The sequence below is a fragment of the Octadecabacter dasysiphoniae genome (genome assembly GCF_021532615.1).
GTDB lineage: Bacteria > Pseudomonadota > Alphaproteobacteria > Rhodobacterales > Rhodobacteraceae > Octadecabacter > Octadecabacter dasysiphoniae.
The window spans coordinates 148,119-165,243 of sequence record NZ_JAKGAQ010000002.1 but is presented as its reverse complement, the minus strand read 5'-3'; the positions used below and the strand labels follow the sequence as shown (position 1 = coordinate 165,243).

Genomic DNA, 17,125 nt, shown 5'->3' with positions numbered 1-17,125 from the left:
GCGTTCATGCCCTAGCTTTTGGGTGGGATCACCGGGGGCGTACGTGTCGCCCTGCGCAGGCAACCCATCGTGACGCATCGGGGGACAGGGCTATGACAATCGATTTGTTGATCCGAAACGGCAAAGTCGTGACCCCGCAAGGGATTGTGGAGGGCGATATTGCCGTTCAGGGCGGGCGGATTGAAAGCATTGGGCGATCTGTCGCATCAGCCACACGGGACATCGATGCGCGGGGGCATTGGGTGATGCCCGGTGGTGTTGATCCCCATGCCCATATTGAACAGATGTCTGGCATGGGTGTGATGAATGCGGACACCTTTGAAACGGCCACACTGTCTGCGGCGATGGGCGGCACCACGAGCGTCATTTCATTCGCGGCACAGGCCAAGGGGCAGCGGTTGGCGGACACGGTGGCGGATTATTCGGCACGGGCAAAACGTGGTGCGATAATTGATCATGCCTTCCACATCACCGTGACAGATACATCCGTGCCGGGATTTGGCGATGATTTGGCGGATTTGATCGGTGCAGGGCACCGGTCTTTGAAGGTATTTACGACCTATAATATCCAACTGAGCGATCGTGAAATTCTTGATACGATGGCACTGGCGCGCCAGCACGGTGCGCTGGTGTGCGTGCATGCTGAAAATGACGCGATCATTGCGCGGGCCAAAGAGGAATTGATTGCAAACGGGCACCTGCGCCCGTCAGATCATGCGTTGTCCCATCCTGCGATGGCGGAAATTGAATCCGTTGCGCGCATGTGCAGGTTTGCGGAATTTCTTAACCAGCCGGTGATGTTGTTTCATATTTCAACGGCAGAGGGGGCTGCGTTGGTGCGTGATGCCCGTGCGCGGGGCGTGCCTGTTTGGGCTGAAACCTGCCCGCACTATCTGTTCATGACGGCTGATATTCTGGATCAGCCAGGCCTTGAGGGGGCAAAGTGGATGTGTTCGCCGCCCCAACGCACGACCGAGGATCAAGACGCGCTTTGGGCGGCCCTTAAGGGGGGCGACCTGCAGCTTGTTTCATCTGATCACGCACCCTACCGCTATGATGAGACGGGGAAACTCTCGGCTGGTTTGGACGCTGGATTTCATGAAATCGCGAATGGGTTGCCGGGCCTCGAAACCCGATTGCCATTGATGTTTGATGCAATGGTAAGCGGCGGGAAACTGGGGCCAGAGGCCTTTGCGCAGATCACATCCACCGCGCCCGCCGATCTTTATGGACTGACGCAAAAAGGGGCGATTGCGGTGGGCAAGGACGCCGATCTGGTGATCTGGGACCCTGACACGCAGGTGACATACGGCGAAAACGATCTGCACGATAATGTCGGCTATAATCCTTGGGTTGGTCGCACGATCAAAGGCTGGCCTGTTCATGTAATTCTGCGCGGTCAAACTGTGATGCAGGACGGTGTTTTTCACGGCGCGGCAGATGCAGGCCGCTGGATTGATCGCCCGACCCTTGCAACCCAACCAACAGGTGCCCTGTGATGAAACGACCCGAAACCCCCACCCAATTGGCGATCACGTTTTTCTATTACCGCGATCTGGCAGCGGCGATGACGTTTTACGAAGATGTCATGGGCCTGACTCTCGCGATTGATCAGGGCTGGTGCAAGATTTACGAGATTTGCCCGGGCGCGCATGTGGGGCTGGTGGATGAGGCAAAGGGGATGAACAAATGGGCCGCCGTTAAGCCCGTGCAGCTTTGTATTCGGGTTGAGGACGTGGATGCGTGGTTTGAATATGCGACGGATCGAAAGCTGGAAAATTTGTCCGAGCTGTTTGTGAACGACGCGCTGGGCATTCGTGCGTTCGTGTTCAACGATCCCGAAGGATATCAAATTGAAATGCAATCTGCGACGCGGGCGGGCGCATGAATAATCCGCTGATTATCATCAACCCGAATTCGTCTGAAACGGTGACGGCGGGCATTGATGCCGCTGTTGATCCGCTGCGCGGCTTTGGTGTGCCGATCAAGTGTCTGACTCTGGCCGCGGGGCCCAAGGGCATCGAAAGCCAGATGCAGGCGGATCTGACAATCGCGCCGATGCTGGAATTGGCGGACGCACAAACGGATGCCGCGGGATTTGTTATCGCGTGTTTTGGTGATCCGGGCCTGCATGCCTTGCGCGACCAGACGGACAAGCCCGTTGTGGGCATTCAAGAGGCGTCGGTGATGACGGCCCTGACACTGGGCCAGCGGTTTGGCGTGATCGCGATCATGCCCGGTTCTATCCCGCGCCATTTGCGCAGCTTTGGTGCGATGGGCGTGCTGGATCGTTTGGCGGGGGATCGCGCCTTGGGACTAGGTGTGGCTGATCTGGCAAGCGCGGACAAAAGCCTTGCCGCGATGATCCGGACGGGCAATCAGTTGCGCGATATCGACGGGGCGAACGTGTTGATCATGGGCTGTGCCGGAATGGCGCAATACCGTGCACAGATCGAAGGCGCGACAGGCCTGCCCGTCGTTGAACCCTGTCAGGCCGCCGCTGCAATGGCGCTAAGCCATATCGCGCTGGGGCAAAGTCATAGGAAAACCAAACATGCTGAATGAAACCGCCAAAGGTGTTTACACAATCGCCGTCACACCGTTTTTGCCGGATGGTGCCATCGATTTTGACAGCATCGATCGCATGGTTGATTTTTACATCGAACAGGGGGCGACGGGGCTGACCATTCTGGGCATGATGGGTGAGGCCGGAAAGCTGTCGGCGCACGAAAGCATGCAGGTGGTGGACCGCGTCATTGCCCGCACATCTGTTCCCGTTGTGGTCGGTGTGTCTGCGCCCGGTTACGCGGCGATGGAAACCCTAAGCAAGGCATCGATGGACGCGGGTGCGGCTGGTGTCATGGTCGCGCCGACGTCCAATTTGCGATCCGACAGCCAGATCACGGCATATTATCACGGCGCGGCACGGGTTCTTGGCGATGCGCCCTTTGTGTTGCAGGATTTCCCGCTGGCCACGGGTGTCGTGATCCCGACGAATGTGATTTTGCAGATCGTTGATGATTGTCCGACGTGCGTGATGCTGAAACACGAAGACTGGCCGGGGTTGGAAAAGATCACGGCCCTGCGCGCGGCATCCGATGCGGGATCGCGCCGCATATCGATTCTGTGCGGCAATGGCGGGATGTATCTGTTGGAGGAAATACTGCGGGGGGCGGACGGTGCCATGACCGGATTTGCCTACCCCGAAATGATGGCGCAGGTGGTTGCCGCCGTGAATGCGGGCGATGAAAGCCGTGCGCGCGATATTTTTGACGCTTACATGCCGATGGTCCGCTATGAGGCCCAACCGGGCCTTGGTTTGGCCATTCGTAAATACAGCCTCGCGCAGCGCGGCGCGATCGCGCATCCGACCCTGCGCAACCCGGGCGCCACGTTGAACGCTATTGCCGCGCGCGAAGTCGATATTCTTGCGCAGCGCCAAACTGCGGCCCTGCGTAAATTGGGTGTGTAGGGGCGATGTTATCCCAGCAAGGTCCCGTGTCCCATGATCGGTAATGTGCTGAATATCAAACAGCTTGAGGCGCTGGTCTGGGTGGCGGAATTGGGGAGCTTTCGCAAAGCCGCGCATCATCTGGGTACGACCCAGCCCAATATCTCGTCGCGGATTTCGGGGCTAGAAAAGACGCTGGGTGTTGTGGTGATGCAGCGCGATGCGGGGTCTATTCAGTTGACAGACAAGGGCCGTGAAATTCTGGCCGTTGCGCACAAATTGCTTCGAAACGCAGAGGAAATTGTCCAAATTTGCGACCGGCCCGATCTTGTCGCGGATCGTCTGCGTTTGGGGGTGACCGAACTTGTGGCCTGTACATGGTTGCATGCCTATTTGCGCGCCATCAAGGCGGCGTATCCGAGTCTGAATGTTGAATTGACCGTCGATCTGTCGCGCAATCTTGATAGCGAACTGCGGTCGAACCGGTTGGACATCGCCATTCAAACCGCACCGTTCGCAAGTGCGGCATCCGGTGTGATCGAGCTGGGGACGTTTCCCTATATTTGGGTGGCCACGCCGCAGATTGCCAGTGCGCTTGTCGGGCCTGTCACCGTTGCGGATCTGCTGCCCCATACCGTTCTAACCCATGCGCGCCACACGCAGGCCTACGGCGAACTGGTTGAATATGCCGTTGCGAAATCATTGCCGGTGTCGCGGTTCGTGTCCTCAAGCAGCCTTGCGTCTTGTGTGCAGATGGCGGCTGACGGGATGGGGGTGACGCTTTTGCCAAAAGCGCTGGTTGAAAAAGAGATCGCTGAACATCGCTTGATTGAGGTGGATGTCAGTTGGACGCCCACGCCGTTGCGGTTTGCAGCGCGGTATCAATCTGAAAGGGCAGCGTTGTATTTGACCCATTGCGCCCAGATGGCGGCAGATGCGGCAAAGACTTAGGATCACGAAAAAAGATCACTGGTATATAGATAAATAATTGGAATTTATGCAGCGGACCTCCCTAAACTGAAGGAAATCAAACTTGGGATGAGTCTAATGACCAAACAATCCGTGCGCTTGGGTGTCGATATCGGGGGGACGTTCACGGACGTTGTTCTTGAGGTCGGCACGGTGTCGTTCTCTGCCAAGGTGCTGACGACATATGTCGCGCCGGAAAACGCGATTATTGATGGCATGCAGCAGGTCTGCGCGAAGGCCGGCATCGATCCGAGCGCGATTGACCAGATTATTCACGGCACGACCCTTGCGACGAATGCCCTGATCGAACGGCGCGGTGCCAAGACCGCATTGATCACCACCGAGGGGTTTCGGGATGTGATCGAAATGCGCACTGAATCGCGATTTGAACAATATGACCTGAACCTGACCCTGCCCGAACCGTTGTTGGCGCGCCAGATGCGTTACACTGTGCCCGGCCGTATGGATGCCAGCGGACAGGAATTGCTGCCGCTGACACGCGCAGACATCGAACCTGTCGTCGCGCAGATTGCTGCCGCAGGATATGACAGCGTGGCGGTGGGGCTTATTCATTCCTACCTCAATGATGCGCACGAAAAGCTGGTGGGTGATGTTCTGGCGGACATGATGCCGGATGCGATGGTGTCGCTGTCTTGCGAAGTGTCCCCACAGATGCGGGAATACGAGCGGTTCAACACTGTCGTTGCGAATGCCTATATCAAGCCGCTGATGAAATCCTATTTGGGCCGTCTTGAGGGGCGGCTGCGCGACGAGGGTGTGACGTGTAACATCTTTCTGATGCACTCCGGTGGTGGGATTATTTCCATCGAAAGTGCAGCCGAATTTCCGGTGCGTCTGGTTGAATCCGGCCCTGCGGGCGGTGCGGTTTTTGCGGCCAACATCGCCGCGCGGTACGGGTTGGATAAGGTTCTGTCGTTCGACATGGGCGGCACGACGGCCAAGATTTGCCTGATCAAAAACCAAACCCCGAAAACGTCGCGCGTGTTCGAAGTGGCGCGTACGTATCGTTTCAAAAAGGGGTCCGGCATGCCGATTTCGATCCCTGTGATTGATATGGTTGAAATCGGGGCAGGCGGTGGGTCGCTGGCGCACGTAGACGCGATGCGCCAGATACGCGTTGGCCCTGAAAGTGCGGGATCAGAACCGGGGCCTGCATGTTATGGGCGGGGCGGGGCCAAACCTGCCGTGACGGATGCTGATTTGGTGTTGGGCAAGCTCGACCCTGATAATTTTGCAGGTGGGTCAATGGTGTTGGACACCGCGTCGTCCGCCAAAGCGCTGACAGATGTGTTGGGGGACACGCTGAACATGGACGCGGCTACATCCGCCTTTGGCCTTGCCGAGGTGGTGGATGAAAACATGGCCAATGCAGCGCGGGTTCATGCCGTTGAGAACGGCGAGGATTTGTCAGAATACACCATGATTGCCTTTGGTGGCGCGGCCCCGCTTCATGCTGGGCGTCTTTGTGAAAAGCTTGGTGTGGATCGTTTGTTGGTGCCCGAGGGCGCGGGCGTTGGGTCTGCCATCGGGTTCTTGCGCGCACCCTTTTCGTTTGAGGCAAACAGATCTGTCTACATGACGCTTGCGGGTTTTCAGCCCGACAAGATCAAGGCGTTGTTGGCGGACTTGCAATCAGAAGCCACGGGGTTCGTGCGCAATTGTGACGCGATCAGCCCGATCCTGTCCGAGTTCAAAGTTTACATGCGATACAGCGGGCAAGGTTGGGAAATTCCGATTACCCTCACCGAAGATCAGGCGATGAACCCCGATGTCGCCACCTTTGAGGCGCGGTTCATCGAAGACTATGTCAAATTGTTTGGCCGTGCAGTTGATGGCATGGATATCGAAATCACGGTGTGGTCGGTCAACGCCACGACACCGCCCGAAACGGTCGCGCGGGTTGAGCAGGATGCTGGGTTAGGCGTTGCTGCGCCCCATGAAACGCGCCAGTTGTTTGACCCTGCTGTTGCCGATTTCGTGTCAGCGGGTGTTGTGTTGCGCGATGATATGGCGGTCGGCGCCACCTGTGATGGCCCGACCGTGATCACCGAAGACGAAACGACGATCATTGTGCCGTCTAGCCGGATCGCAACGCGTCAGCCCGATGGCTGTATTGATATGAGGATCAAGCCATGACCCAGTCCAATGTCGCCTATCAAGTCATGTGGAACCGCCTGATTTCGGTTGTCGAAGAACAGGCACAGGCGTTGGTGCGAACGGCGTTTTCGACGTCCGTGCGCGAAGCTGGCGATTTGTCTGCGGGGGTTTACGACATACAAGGGCAGATGTTGGCCCAAGCCGTCACAGGCACGCCGGGCCATGTGAACGCAATGGCCGACGCCGTTGCGCATTTCATCCGTCGCATCGGGCGCGACAACATTTTCGAAGGCGATATCTATATCACAAACGACCCGTGGGAGGGCACTGGCCATCTGCACGACATCACCATGGTGACTCCGTCGTTTCATCGCGGTGCTCTCGTCGGGTTTTTCGCATGTACCGCCCATATCGTGGATATCGGCGGGCGCGGGTTCGGTGCGGATGCGGCCAGTGTTTACGAAGAAGGCCTGTATATTCCGATCATGAAGTTTGCCCAACGCGGTGAGGTTGACCAGACCCTCGTGCGGATCGTGCGTGGTAACGTGCGCGAACCGGATCAGTTGATCGGCGATATTTATGCCTTGGCCACCTGTAATGAAATCGGGCACCGCCGCCTGATCGAAATGATGGAAGAATTTGATCTGGCCGATCTGACGGGCATTGCCGCGTTCATTCTAGACAATTCCCGACGTGCGACGCTTGAACGGATTGCCGCTTTGCCACGGTCTTCGGCGACGGGCGAGATTACGATGGACGGGTTTGATACGCCCATCACGCTTAAGGTGAAGGTCACGGTGCATGACGACCGGATTGTGTCGGATTTCACCGGATCATCCGGTGTCGACAAAAAGGGGATCAATTGCCCGCTGGTCTATGCGAAGGCCTATGCGTGCTATGCTCTCAAGGTGGCGATTGCGCCTGAAATCCCCAACAACGCCGCGTCCCTTGCGCCGTTCGAGATTGAGGCACCGGTGAATTCGATCGTCAACGCGATCCACCCGGCACCTGTCGCGCTGCGCCATATCGTCGGGCATTTTGTCCCTGATGCGGTGTTTAATGCCTTTGATCAGATTGTGCCCGGACTGGTCCCCGCCGAAGGTGCCGCCTGTCTGTGTAATTTCCAAGTGTCGCTGCGCCCGCGCAGTGATGGCCGGGCCCCCGCAGACGCGCGCCGGTCCGAGGTTCTGACATTTAATTCTGGCGGGTCCGGGGCGCGGCCAGAACATGACGGTTTGAACGCAACGGCCTTTCCATCCGGTGTGATGACAATGCCTGTCGAGGCCACGGAACATGCCGGTCCCGTCATCATCTGGCGCAAAGAACTGCGCCCCGATTCGGGTGGGGCGGGGCAGCAACGTGGAGGCCTTGGTCAATTCATGGAGGTCGGCGCGCGCGAAGGGCATGAATTCGATATTCAGGCCATGTTTGACCGCGTGCATCATCCGGCCAAAGGGCGGCGCGGTGGTGGTGAAGGTGCGCCCACGACGATTGTCCAAGACGACGGATCCAAAATGAACGGCAAGGGCAAGCAATTCGTCGCCCATGGCCGCAAAGTCGTCATGGCGTTTCCAGGGGGTGCTGGCTACGGCGATCCCAAAGATCGGGGCGCGGCATCCATCAAACGCGACCTTGCCCGCGGTTACATTTCTGAGGAAACGGCAGCGAAGATTTATGGTCTGAGTCCGTCTGACATTGCAGCCGTGCAATCGGCTGTCACCAAAGGTGAAGACGTATGAATGTATCGCGCCAGTGATGGGCCAGCGCCGATGATATCGTGAGGCGCAAGATTGGTAAGTCGATGTTAAGGGCCGCCATGCAATAGAGCCTGTGTCTTTTCACAAGTTGGCCATTGCATGTACCGTATTATCGAATGCCTTACCCAAGAACATCATCGCGGGCTGGTGCTGCTGGCAGTTGCGATATGCGTTGTCGGGTCGATGTTATCAGCGCTGCTGTTGCGGCGCATGGTTCATGCCAGCGGGCAACGATTGTGGTTTCTCTGGGCGCTTTCGAGTGTGATTGGCGGGACGACGATCTGGTCAACGCACTTTATTGCAATGGTGGCGTTTGATCCCGGGATTGGGCACAGCTACGAATTTGCGATGACGACTGTTTCATTGGGCTTTGCCGCCATAGGTCTTCTTGCGTCCAATGCGACGCTGACGTTCAAAAAACTGCCGTGGCGCGCACCGATTGCGGGCGTTCTGTTTGGACTGACGGTATCGGGCATGCACTACCTTGGTATGGCGGCGTATCGATTGCCGGGCGAATTGATTTGGGAGCCCGCGCGCATCGTCGGATCAATCATTGCAGGCGCGATATTGGGCGCGATTGCCTATCATCGCTTTCTTCATCCCGTCACACGTTACTGCTGGATGGGTGGTGCCATCGGGATGATCTTGGCGATTTCCGCCATGCATTTTGCCGGCATGACATCGTTCACAGTGTTTCTTGATTCATCAATTCCCGTTCCGGAAAAAACCCTTTCAGATCTGGAATTCGGTATTTTGGTCAGCAGCGTGACTGCCGTTATTTTCGTAGTTGGATTTACGTCCTACAGCATCGAAATAAATCTGGAAAAGGAAGCGCGGGGGCAACTGTATCATGCCGCGATGCATGACAACCTGACAGGGTTGCCCAACCGTCTGCATCTTTCGAAAACAGTCGAAACTGTGAACGCGCGGCTAAACCGCGACGCGACTTACAAAGCGGCAATTTTGTCAATCGACCTCGATCTGTTCAAGTCGATCAATGATATCCACGGTCATGCTGTTGGGGATTCTGTCTTATGTGAAATCGCGCGGCGGTTTTCTGATGTCTTGGAGGAAAACGAGTTCCTTGCTCGCGTAGGCGGTGACGAATTTGTTGCGATAAAGCACGGATTTCGCCGCCCGAAAGAGGTGACGGCCTTTGCAAATCGTCTGCACGCCAGAATTGTCGAACCGATCGAGTTGGCGCAGCTTCGGATCAATCAACGTGCCTCAATCGGGATGGCGAGCACGGTGCAAGATGGTCGCGATCTTGAAGCCCTGTTGATGAAATCGGATCAGGCGATGTATCGATCAAAAACACAACCGAATTCGCATCTGTGTGCTTTCAACGCTGAAATCGAAAGCAAGAACCATGAAAAGACCGTTCTTGTTTCGGATCTGCGAAATGCCGTCAACAACAATGAGCTGGAACTTGTTTACCAGCTGCAAAATTCTGTCAGCACGAAGGAACCTGTCGGCTTTGAAAGTTTGCTGCGCTGGAACCACCCGGAACGCGGGCGAATATCGCCCTCTGTCTTCATCCCGTTGGCCGAAGAATCCGGATTGATCTGTGAAATCGGACAGTGGGTCTTGCGCGAGGCTTGTTTGACGGCGGCGGCGTGGCCGTCCCCTTACAGCATTGCCGTCAACGTGGCCCCTCTGCAATTGCTTCAGCCGTCGTTTTCCGAACAGGTGGCGGATGCGCTTTTTGCGGCAGGACTGTCGCCCGCCCGGTTGGAACTGGAAGTCACAGAAGCCAGTATGATAGATGATCAAGCCCACACTTTAAGGGTCATGCATGAACTGAAAGGCATGGGGGTCCGCGTTGCGATGGACGATTTTGGAACCGGATATTCCTCGCTCGCGACTTTGCAGGCCTTTCCTTTCGACAAAATCAAAATTGATCGAAGTTTTATCACCAACGTGCATCTGGACGATCAACGGGCGGCGATTGTTAGATCGACCTTACTGTTGGGTGCGGCCCTTGGAATTCCGGTGCTGGCCGAAGGCGTTGAGAACGAACAGGAGCTTGCTTTTCTGGTCGCGGAAAAATGTAACTCGGTTCAAGGGTTCTATTTTGGCAAGCCCCTCAGCCTGAAGGAAGTAACTGACCTGGTTCAGGAAATTTCGACGACACTTAATTCGCAAATCGCATAGCGCAGTTTGGCGCCCCTCATGACGTGATAGGTCATGTTTCACCATGGGCGCCTATCGAGAAGAGACAGGGCGGCCATCTAATGCATTGATCTTCTTGAATTCCTATCAATTCCTTTGCTTGGAATATCAGTTGTTGTGGCGGTCATCGCATATCATTGCAACCAATGTCTGCCTTGAGCCCATAGCGGAACTGTTGAATTTGTGCTGCGCGAGCGCCAACCTGATGCCGGTGCGCGGCGAAAAGAGCGTAGCCTTAGGGGCGTCCACATAAAATAACGACATCAATCGAACCTAACGTCTTTACCTCCATCGCAGACACTGATCCGCTTTTTGGTGCGCCTTCTAGCTGATCCTCATCACGCAACGCGGGATCTGACCAAGCGCCCCACAATCTCCTCGGAAAACTCTTGCAAGCCTGTTTCGCCAAGGCGCGCTTTGAGCGGAGTAGCCATGCCCAAGGTGACAAGTCCGTGCATGAAACACCAAACTGACACGCCAACCAGTTCTTCGTCGTGGGTCATGTCCTGAGCGGTGTTCGCCGCGATTTCGTTGAACAAAAGATCTGCGACAGGGCTTGCATAGGGGTGTATTTCCGCCTCTCGATTCCCAAGGGTTGCTTCGGCGGAGAACATCAAACGATAGAGAGCTGGGTTATTGCCGCTGAAAGATAAATAGCCGGCCACCATTCCCTCGACACCTCGGGACGTGCGTTTCTCCGTCAACTCTTTCCCAAGCCGTGCGAACCCACGCTGGCACAACGCGATGATCAATCCAGATCGATCCTTGAAGTGATGGTAAGGCGCACCCGGTGAGACGCCAGCGCTTCTTGCAAGTTCCCGCATCGAAATCACTTCGATAGGTTTCTCAGCCAACAGGGCTTCCGCTGCATCCAGTATCGCCATGCGCAGGTCACCATGATGGTAAGGATCATCGGCCATTTTCACACTCCAGTATTTTAGTCGCTTGACACATATCTAATCGCCGATTAGATGTCAATTAATCACTGATTAGATCATGGAGAAATGACAGTGGAACGTAGAATTTGCGCAATCACGGGGGCGACGGGTGGAATCGGTGCGGCTTTGGCTGATGAAGCGGTTCGTCGCGGATTTGATTTGGTGCTGCACGGACGTTCGGTTTCAAAGCTGGAGGCGATGAAAGAGGAAATCTCTCAGCGTCATCCGACATTGGATATCGCGCTGGTGGTCGGTGATCTTGGAACTGCCTTCGGCGCTGAACAGGTTGCGGGCGAGATTTCGAAGGTCGCGCCAAAGCTGGATTTGCTCATTAACAATGCGGGTGTGTTGCTGGGCGGGTTACCCGTATCGCCAGATGGCATCGACATGCATACGCAAGTTAACCTGATCGCCCCATATGTCTTAATGCAGCGCCTGAAGCCTGCCCTGTCCGAGGTCAAAGGTTCTGTTATTAACGTGGCGTCTGGGTCCGCGCGCCGGGTCAAAACCCTTTCAGTGCGGTCTTTGAAAAAACCCACAGACACCCGAAAACTATTCGGAGCCTATGCCCAATCAAAGCTGGCTGTCGCGCTGATAACGCAGACGATCGCCCCTGATTTTCTGACGGACGGAATTCGTATCGTCGCTGCCGACCCCGGCCCGGTCAAATCAGGGATGACCAGTGGCGATGGCATGCCGGGGCTTCTGAAACTGTTGCGCCCGTTCCTATACGCGACGCCTGAAAAAGGTGCCGCAAAGGTTTTTGCCGCCTTGGACAGCGAAGCCCGGGCCGATCAGTCCGGTGGATTTTATCCCGGTGGAAAGAGGCGGAGCCTGCCGGCGTTCGCGAACCAGGGTCATCTGGCCGACGAAATTCTCGAATTTTGTGATGAACAAATTGAACGCGCAAACGACGTTGTTCCCCTCGCTCGTTTTCGCATTTCAAAGAAGGAAGCCTGACATGTTGTGCAAAATCACAGACCTTACCGAAGTTCTTGCGCGGTTCTTGCTGGCAGCAATTTTCATTCTTGCCGCCGTTGGCAAATTAAGCGCGCCCCAAGAAACACTGCAACATATGCAGAACTTTGGTGTTCCGGTGTTCTTTTACATCCCGACTATTCTTTTGGAACTCCTAGGTGGGTTTCTGCTTCTTATTGGTTTGGCGACGCGGCCCGTTGCCTTGGGGCTTGCGGTGTTTTCCGTGATCTCTGGCGTCGTCTTTCATGCAGATTTCGCTGACCAAACGCAGATGGTCATGTTCTTGAAGAACCTCGCCATTGCAGGCGGCTTGCTGATGCTGGCCAAACATGGCGCGCATCAATGGGCGGTTGACCGCAAGATTTGCAGAAAGCTTGAAGCCGTCCAAGGCATCAGCGCCATCATATAACGCCAATGCTACGAAATCGAACACATGAACGTCGGTCACCGAGCCGCTACAAAAGAAAGGCAAACCCCATGAGAAATATCATCGCCATCATTGCCCTACTGATGGGTGCCCAATTGGCCGCCGCACAAGAAACCGAATTGGACCAACCGGTGCGGTCCGTAAAACTGACCGAGATCAGCCATGAACGTGCGGGCATCTCGCGTCGGTTTTTCGGCCAAGTTGTTGCGCGCCAAACTGTTGATCTGGCGTTCCAGGTCGGTGGCCAATTGAATGAGTTTGCTGTCTTGGAAGGTCAAATCGTGCCCGAAGGCGATCTGGTCGCGCAGCTCGATCTGGAATCGTTTTCGCTACAGTTACAGCAGTCGCAAATACAACTGGATCAAGCAGAACGGACGGTTGCGCGGCTTGAGCGATTGGCCGGATCCAGCGTTTCTCAGGTGACGCTAGATGATGCAAATACACAGTTGGATCTGGCGGGCCTTGCAGTTCGCAATGCCCAATATGCACTTGATCATGCGTCGCTTTATGCCCCCTTTGATGCGCTTGTTGCGACCCGTGCCGTTGCTAATTTCACCACCGTTGGTGCCGGTGCATCTATTGTGCGTTTGCATGACATGTCCGAACTGCGGATCGAAATTGATGTGCCTGAAATCCTATTCCAACGCGCCGGGCAGAACCCGGATATCCATCTGACTGCGACATTCCCCGGAAGCGATGAGGTCTATCCGCTAGAGATCAGAGAATACGACGCGCAAGCGTCATCAGTTGGTCAGACGTTCCAGTTAACCTTGGCGCTGCCGCGCCCAGAGGGGTTGGCCATCATTCCCGGATCGTCGGTAACAGTCGAGGCACGGCTGCAGGACGAAGTGATCACGCCGATCCTTCCGACGTCGGCCATCCTGATCGGAAATGACGGTGCGACCTTCGCTATGGTGTTCGTGCCTTCTGGCAATCAGCGCGGGCGGATCGAGAAAAGACCGGTGTCGCTGGTTCCGGATCGTGATGCGTCGTTCCGTGTTATCGAAGGCCTCGTCGCTGGTGATCTTGTTGTGACCACCGGGGCATCTGACTTAATCGACGGCGAGACGGTGCAGCCGTTCACCGGTTTTGCGAATTAGAGGGTGGATCGATGAACATTGCACGCGCTTCAATTGACAAACCAATCCTGACTTGGATGGTCATCCTGATTTCTCTGTTTGGTGGAATCTGGGGGTTCTCATCGCTCGGCCGTCTCGAAGATCCGGCTTTCACCATCAAGACTGCCATCGTCATAACCGAGTACCCGGGCGCTTCGGCCGAACAGGTCATGAACGAAGTGACCGAGCCGCTGGAAGCAGCCATTCAAGGAATGGGTGAAATCGACACGATAAATTCTGTCAATCAACCGGGGCTTTCCCGGATCGAAATTGATATTAAACCGACATACAGCGGCGCAGATCTACCGGCGATTTGGTCTGATCTTCGTGACAGTGTGGCTGATGCTGCTCGCTTTCTGCCCGAAGGCACCAGCGAGCCATACGTGAACGATAGTTTCGGTGACGTGTTTGGCATCTTTTATGCTGTGACGTCGGATGGGTATTCAGATCAGGAAAAGCATCTGCTGGCCCAGTTCTTGCGTCGTGAGATTTTGGCAGTCGACGGTGTTGCAAATGTTGAGGTGCAGGGCTTACCCGACGAGGCGATTTTCGTCGAACCTGACATGACCCTGATGGCGCACCAGAACATTTCGCCCGAAGTCATCATTTCGGCCCTTTCTTCGGCCAATTCGATCGATGCCGCAGGTTCTGTTGATGGGGGTTTGGTGTCGACACCAATACAGACGCCTATCGGTTCCGATAGCGTCACGGACATTGCGGGGCTGACTGTCGGCGTTGACGGCGAAGTCGTCAATCTGATCGACATCGCGCAGGTTTCCCGTGATCGGCAGGCCGATCCGTCCATTTTGATCCGCTACAATGGGCAAGAGGCGTTCACCATCGGCGTGGCCGGTCTGTCGACAGAAAATATCGTCGAAGTTGGCAAGCGCGTCGATGCGCGTTTGGCCGCTATGGATGCAGATATTCCTGTCGGCATCAAACTCCACCCGATTTATGAACAACATACTGTTGTGGACGAGGCTTCAAATGCGTTTCTGGTCAATCTTGCCATGTCCGTGGCGATTGTCGTGTTGGTTCTGGCCGTGTTCATGGGACCGCGGGCTGCAATGGTTGTTGGGTCGACCCTGCTGCTGACCGTTGTGGGCACTCTTTTGTTTATGGCGCTTTTTTCGATTGAAATGGAACGCATCTCGCTTGGTGCGTTGATCATTGCGATGGGGATGTTGGTGGACAACGCAATTGTTGTCGCGGAAGGCATGCAAATCGCGATGCTGCGGGGCAAATCATCCCGCGACGCGGCAGATGAAGCAGCAGGCAAGACGCAGGTACCACTGCTCGGTGCCACTGTGATCGGCATTATGGCCTTTGCGGGGATTGGCCTTAGCCCGGATTCAACTGGCGAATTTTTGTTCTCGCTCTTCGCGGTGATCTCGATCTCGTTGATGTTGTCTTGGGTTCTGGCTTTGACGGTCACGCCCTTGCTCGGTCACTATTTCTTCAAACAAGGTGCAGCCGGAACTGTTGTTGAATATTCCGGCCTTATGTTTCGTGCTTACGGCGCGCTGCTGGGTCTGGCTCTCAAATTCAGATGGGCTGTCGTTGCCGGTTTGGTTGTCATTACAGTTGGCAGTTTTTGGGGGTTCGGTCAGGTCAAACAACAGTTTTTCCCGAATTCGAATACGCCTTTGTTTTTTGCACATTACAAGCTTGAGCAAGGCACCCCGATTGAGGTCACCTCTGCACACCTCGCCCAGCTGGAAACTTGGTTGGCTGAGCAGGATAGCGTTGTTTCAACGTCCACATTCGTCGGGCAGGGTGCGGCGCGGTTTATGCTGACCTATTCGGGCGAAAGCCCAAACCCCAGCTACGGTCATTTGATCATTCGTGCTGACAATCTGGACGCGATCCCGGACCTTCAACAAGATCTGGAAACCTATGCCGCATCGATTTTGCCGGAAGGCGAGTTTCGCACGGCGCGCCTTGTCTTTGGTCCCGGTGGCGGTGATCCAATCGAGGTTCGCTTTTCTGGCCCTGACCCAAAAGTCCTTCGGGATTTGTCCGATCAAGCAATGAGCGTCATGGCGCAAACGTCTAGTGATATCGCCTTGCCGCGCACGAATTGGCGCGAACAGGAACTCGTGCTGCGTCCAAACTATGCCGTCGAACGGGCGCAAACAGCCGGTGTGACGCGCGAAAATGTCGCCCAAATATTCTCCTTTGCGACGGATGGGATTACGGCTGGTGCTTACCGCGAAGGTGACCGGCAACTACCAATCATCGTCCGTGTTCCGCAAGCAGCGGGACTGAGCCCGTTTGACATGGTCGTCGCCTCTGGCGCGGGCACCCTGTTGCCGATTGAACAAGTGGTGGACGGCTACATGTTCGAGGCTCAAAATACCCTTATGCACAGACGCGGGCGCGTTCCGACCATCACCGTTGGTGCAAGTATCGCCCCGGACGTCACAGCCGCAAAAGTGCACGGGGACATTCGTGCTGCAATCGAGGCAATTCCATTGCCGTCAGGCTATCTAATGGAGTGGGGTGGCGAGTTTGAAAACTCAGCGCGGGCGCGTAGCAGTCTGGCGCAGCAACTGCCGTTGTCGATCCTGATCATGGTCCTGATTTCCGTCTTGCTATTCAACGCAATCCGGCAGCCATTGATCATATGGCTTCTGGTTCCAATGGCCGTGAACGGCGTGACGATCGGGCTATTGGGAACCGGTTTGCCGTTTACCTTTACAGCCCTGCTCGGACTTCTCAGCCTATCGGGAATGCTCATCAAGAACGGTATCGTGTTGATCGAAGAAATCGATCTGGTGCGCGCAGAGGGTCTTGAGATACGCGAGGCAATTGTGACCGCAAGCAAATCGCGTCTACGCCCTGTCATGCTTGCGGCCGCAACGACCATTCTTGGAATGGCCCCTTTGCTGACGGATGCGTTCTTTGTCTCCATGTCGGTTACGATCATGGCTGGGCTTGCCTTTGCCTCCATTTTGACATTGATCGCTGCGCCTGTGCTTTATGATATCTTCTTTGGACTGCGTCGAAAGGATCCTTCACATGGCGTTGAAGATGCGGAGTTTTCAACAGCCGATATCGCCACGTTAGCTGCAACGCAGTGACAGGCCCGCCGCAGATAACAAGCGGGATGAAAGGGATTATTGCGGCTAACTTTGTGGATTCGATCTGCTTTAGACTGTGGCAGTGCCCCCCTGAGCAATTGAGGGGCTCCTGCA

General features: G+C 55.6%; 12 protein-coding genes and 1 pseudogene. 12 read left to right on the top strand and 1 reads right to left on the bottom strand.

Annotated features, from left to right (window positions below):
- Positions 1 to 47: 47 nt before the first annotated feature.
- The 8 genes and pseudogenes from hydA to L0664_RS07640 form a co-directional block, all read left to right on the top strand.
- Positions 48 to 1,499: pseudogene (hydA, locus tag L0664_RS07675) on the top strand (dihydropyrimidinase); the annotation flags it as partial.
- Complete coding sequence (locus L0664_RS07670; protein WP_235225065.1) at positions 1,499 to 1,888, top strand: VOC family protein; 390 nt, start codon at positions 1,499 to 1,501, stop codon at positions 1,886 to 1,888. The pseudogene hydA and the gene L0664_RS07670, both read left to right, overlap by 1 nt.
- Positions 1,885 to 2,565, top strand: coding sequence for an aspartate/glutamate racemase family protein (locus L0664_RS07665; RefSeq protein WP_235225064.1), 681 nt, complete (start codon positions 1,885 to 1,887; stop codon positions 2,563 to 2,565). Before L0664_RS07670 ends, L0664_RS07665 begins: the two co-directional genes overlap by 4 nt.
- Positions 2,555 to 3,472, top strand: a complete 918-nt coding sequence (locus L0664_RS07660) for a dihydrodipicolinate synthase family protein (protein WP_235225063.1) — start codon at positions 2,555 to 2,557, stop codon at positions 3,470 to 3,472. The genes L0664_RS07665 and L0664_RS07660 overlap by 11 nt, the downstream gene beginning before the upstream one ends.
- Before the next feature lie 33 nt (positions 3,473 to 3,505).
- A complete protein-coding gene (locus L0664_RS07655) occupies positions 3,506 to 4,402 on the top strand; it encodes a LysR family transcriptional regulator (RefSeq protein ID WP_235225062.1) in 897 nt (298 codons plus the stop codon).
- A 96-nt stretch (positions 4,403 to 4,498) separates the two neighbouring features.
- Positions 4,499 to 6,577 carry a hydantoinase/oxoprolinase family protein gene (locus tag L0664_RS07650; protein ID WP_235225061.1) on the top strand — a complete coding sequence of 693 codons (2,079 nt, stop codon included), beginning with the start codon at positions 4,499 to 4,501 and terminating at the stop codon, positions 6,575 to 6,577.
- Complete coding sequence (locus L0664_RS07645) at positions 6,574 to 8,277, top strand: hydantoinase B/oxoprolinase family protein (RefSeq protein WP_235225060.1); 1,704 nt, start codon at positions 6,574 to 6,576, stop codon at positions 8,275 to 8,277. Before L0664_RS07650 ends, L0664_RS07645 begins: the two co-directional genes overlap by 4 nt.
- Before the next feature lie 117 nt (positions 8,278 to 8,394).
- On the top strand, positions 8,395 to 10,449 hold the full coding sequence (locus L0664_RS07640) for a putative bifunctional diguanylate cyclase/phosphodiesterase (protein WP_235225059.1): 2,055 nt from the start codon (positions 8,395 to 8,397) through the stop codon (positions 10,447 to 10,449).
- Positions 10,450 to 10,805: 356 nt separating this feature from the next.
- On the opposite strand, the gene L0664_RS07635 is transcribed toward L0664_RS07640, so the two are convergent.
- Positions 10,806 to 11,387: a TetR/AcrR family transcriptional regulator gene (locus tag L0664_RS07635; RefSeq protein ID WP_235225058.1), complete on the bottom strand. Its 582-nt coding sequence runs from the start codon at positions 11,385 to 11,387 to the stop codon at positions 10,806 to 10,808.
- 90 nt (positions 11,388 to 11,477) lie between these two features.
- On the opposite strand from L0664_RS07635, the gene L0664_RS07630 reads away from it, so the two are divergent.
- The 4 genes from L0664_RS07630 to L0664_RS07615 all read left to right on the top strand — a co-directional run bounded on the left by L0664_RS07630 (position 11,478) and on the right by L0664_RS07615 (position 17,011).
- Positions 11,478 to 12,365 (top strand): SDR family NAD(P)-dependent oxidoreductase, encoded by an 888-nt coding sequence (locus L0664_RS07630; protein ID WP_235225057.1) that lies wholly within the window; start codon positions 11,478 to 11,480, stop codon positions 12,363 to 12,365.
- A 1-nt stretch (position 12,366) separates the two neighbouring features.
- Positions 12,367 to 12,792 carry a DoxX family protein gene (locus tag L0664_RS07625; RefSeq protein ID WP_235225056.1) on the top strand — a complete coding sequence of 142 codons (426 nt, stop codon included), beginning with the start codon at positions 12,367 to 12,369 and terminating at the stop codon, positions 12,790 to 12,792.
- Between the two features lie 68 nt (positions 12,793 to 12,860).
- The gene (locus L0664_RS07620) at positions 12,861 to 13,910 is read left to right on the top strand and encodes an efflux RND transporter periplasmic adaptor subunit (protein WP_235225055.1); all 1,050 of its coding nucleotides are present in this window, start codon (positions 12,861 to 12,863) and stop codon (positions 13,908 to 13,910) included.
- 11 nt (positions 13,911 to 13,921) lie between these two features.
- Complete coding sequence (locus L0664_RS07615) at positions 13,922 to 17,011, top strand: efflux RND transporter permease subunit (RefSeq protein ID WP_235225054.1); 3,090 nt, start codon at positions 13,922 to 13,924, stop codon at positions 17,009 to 17,011.
- Positions 17,012 to 17,125: the final 114 nt, after the last annotated feature.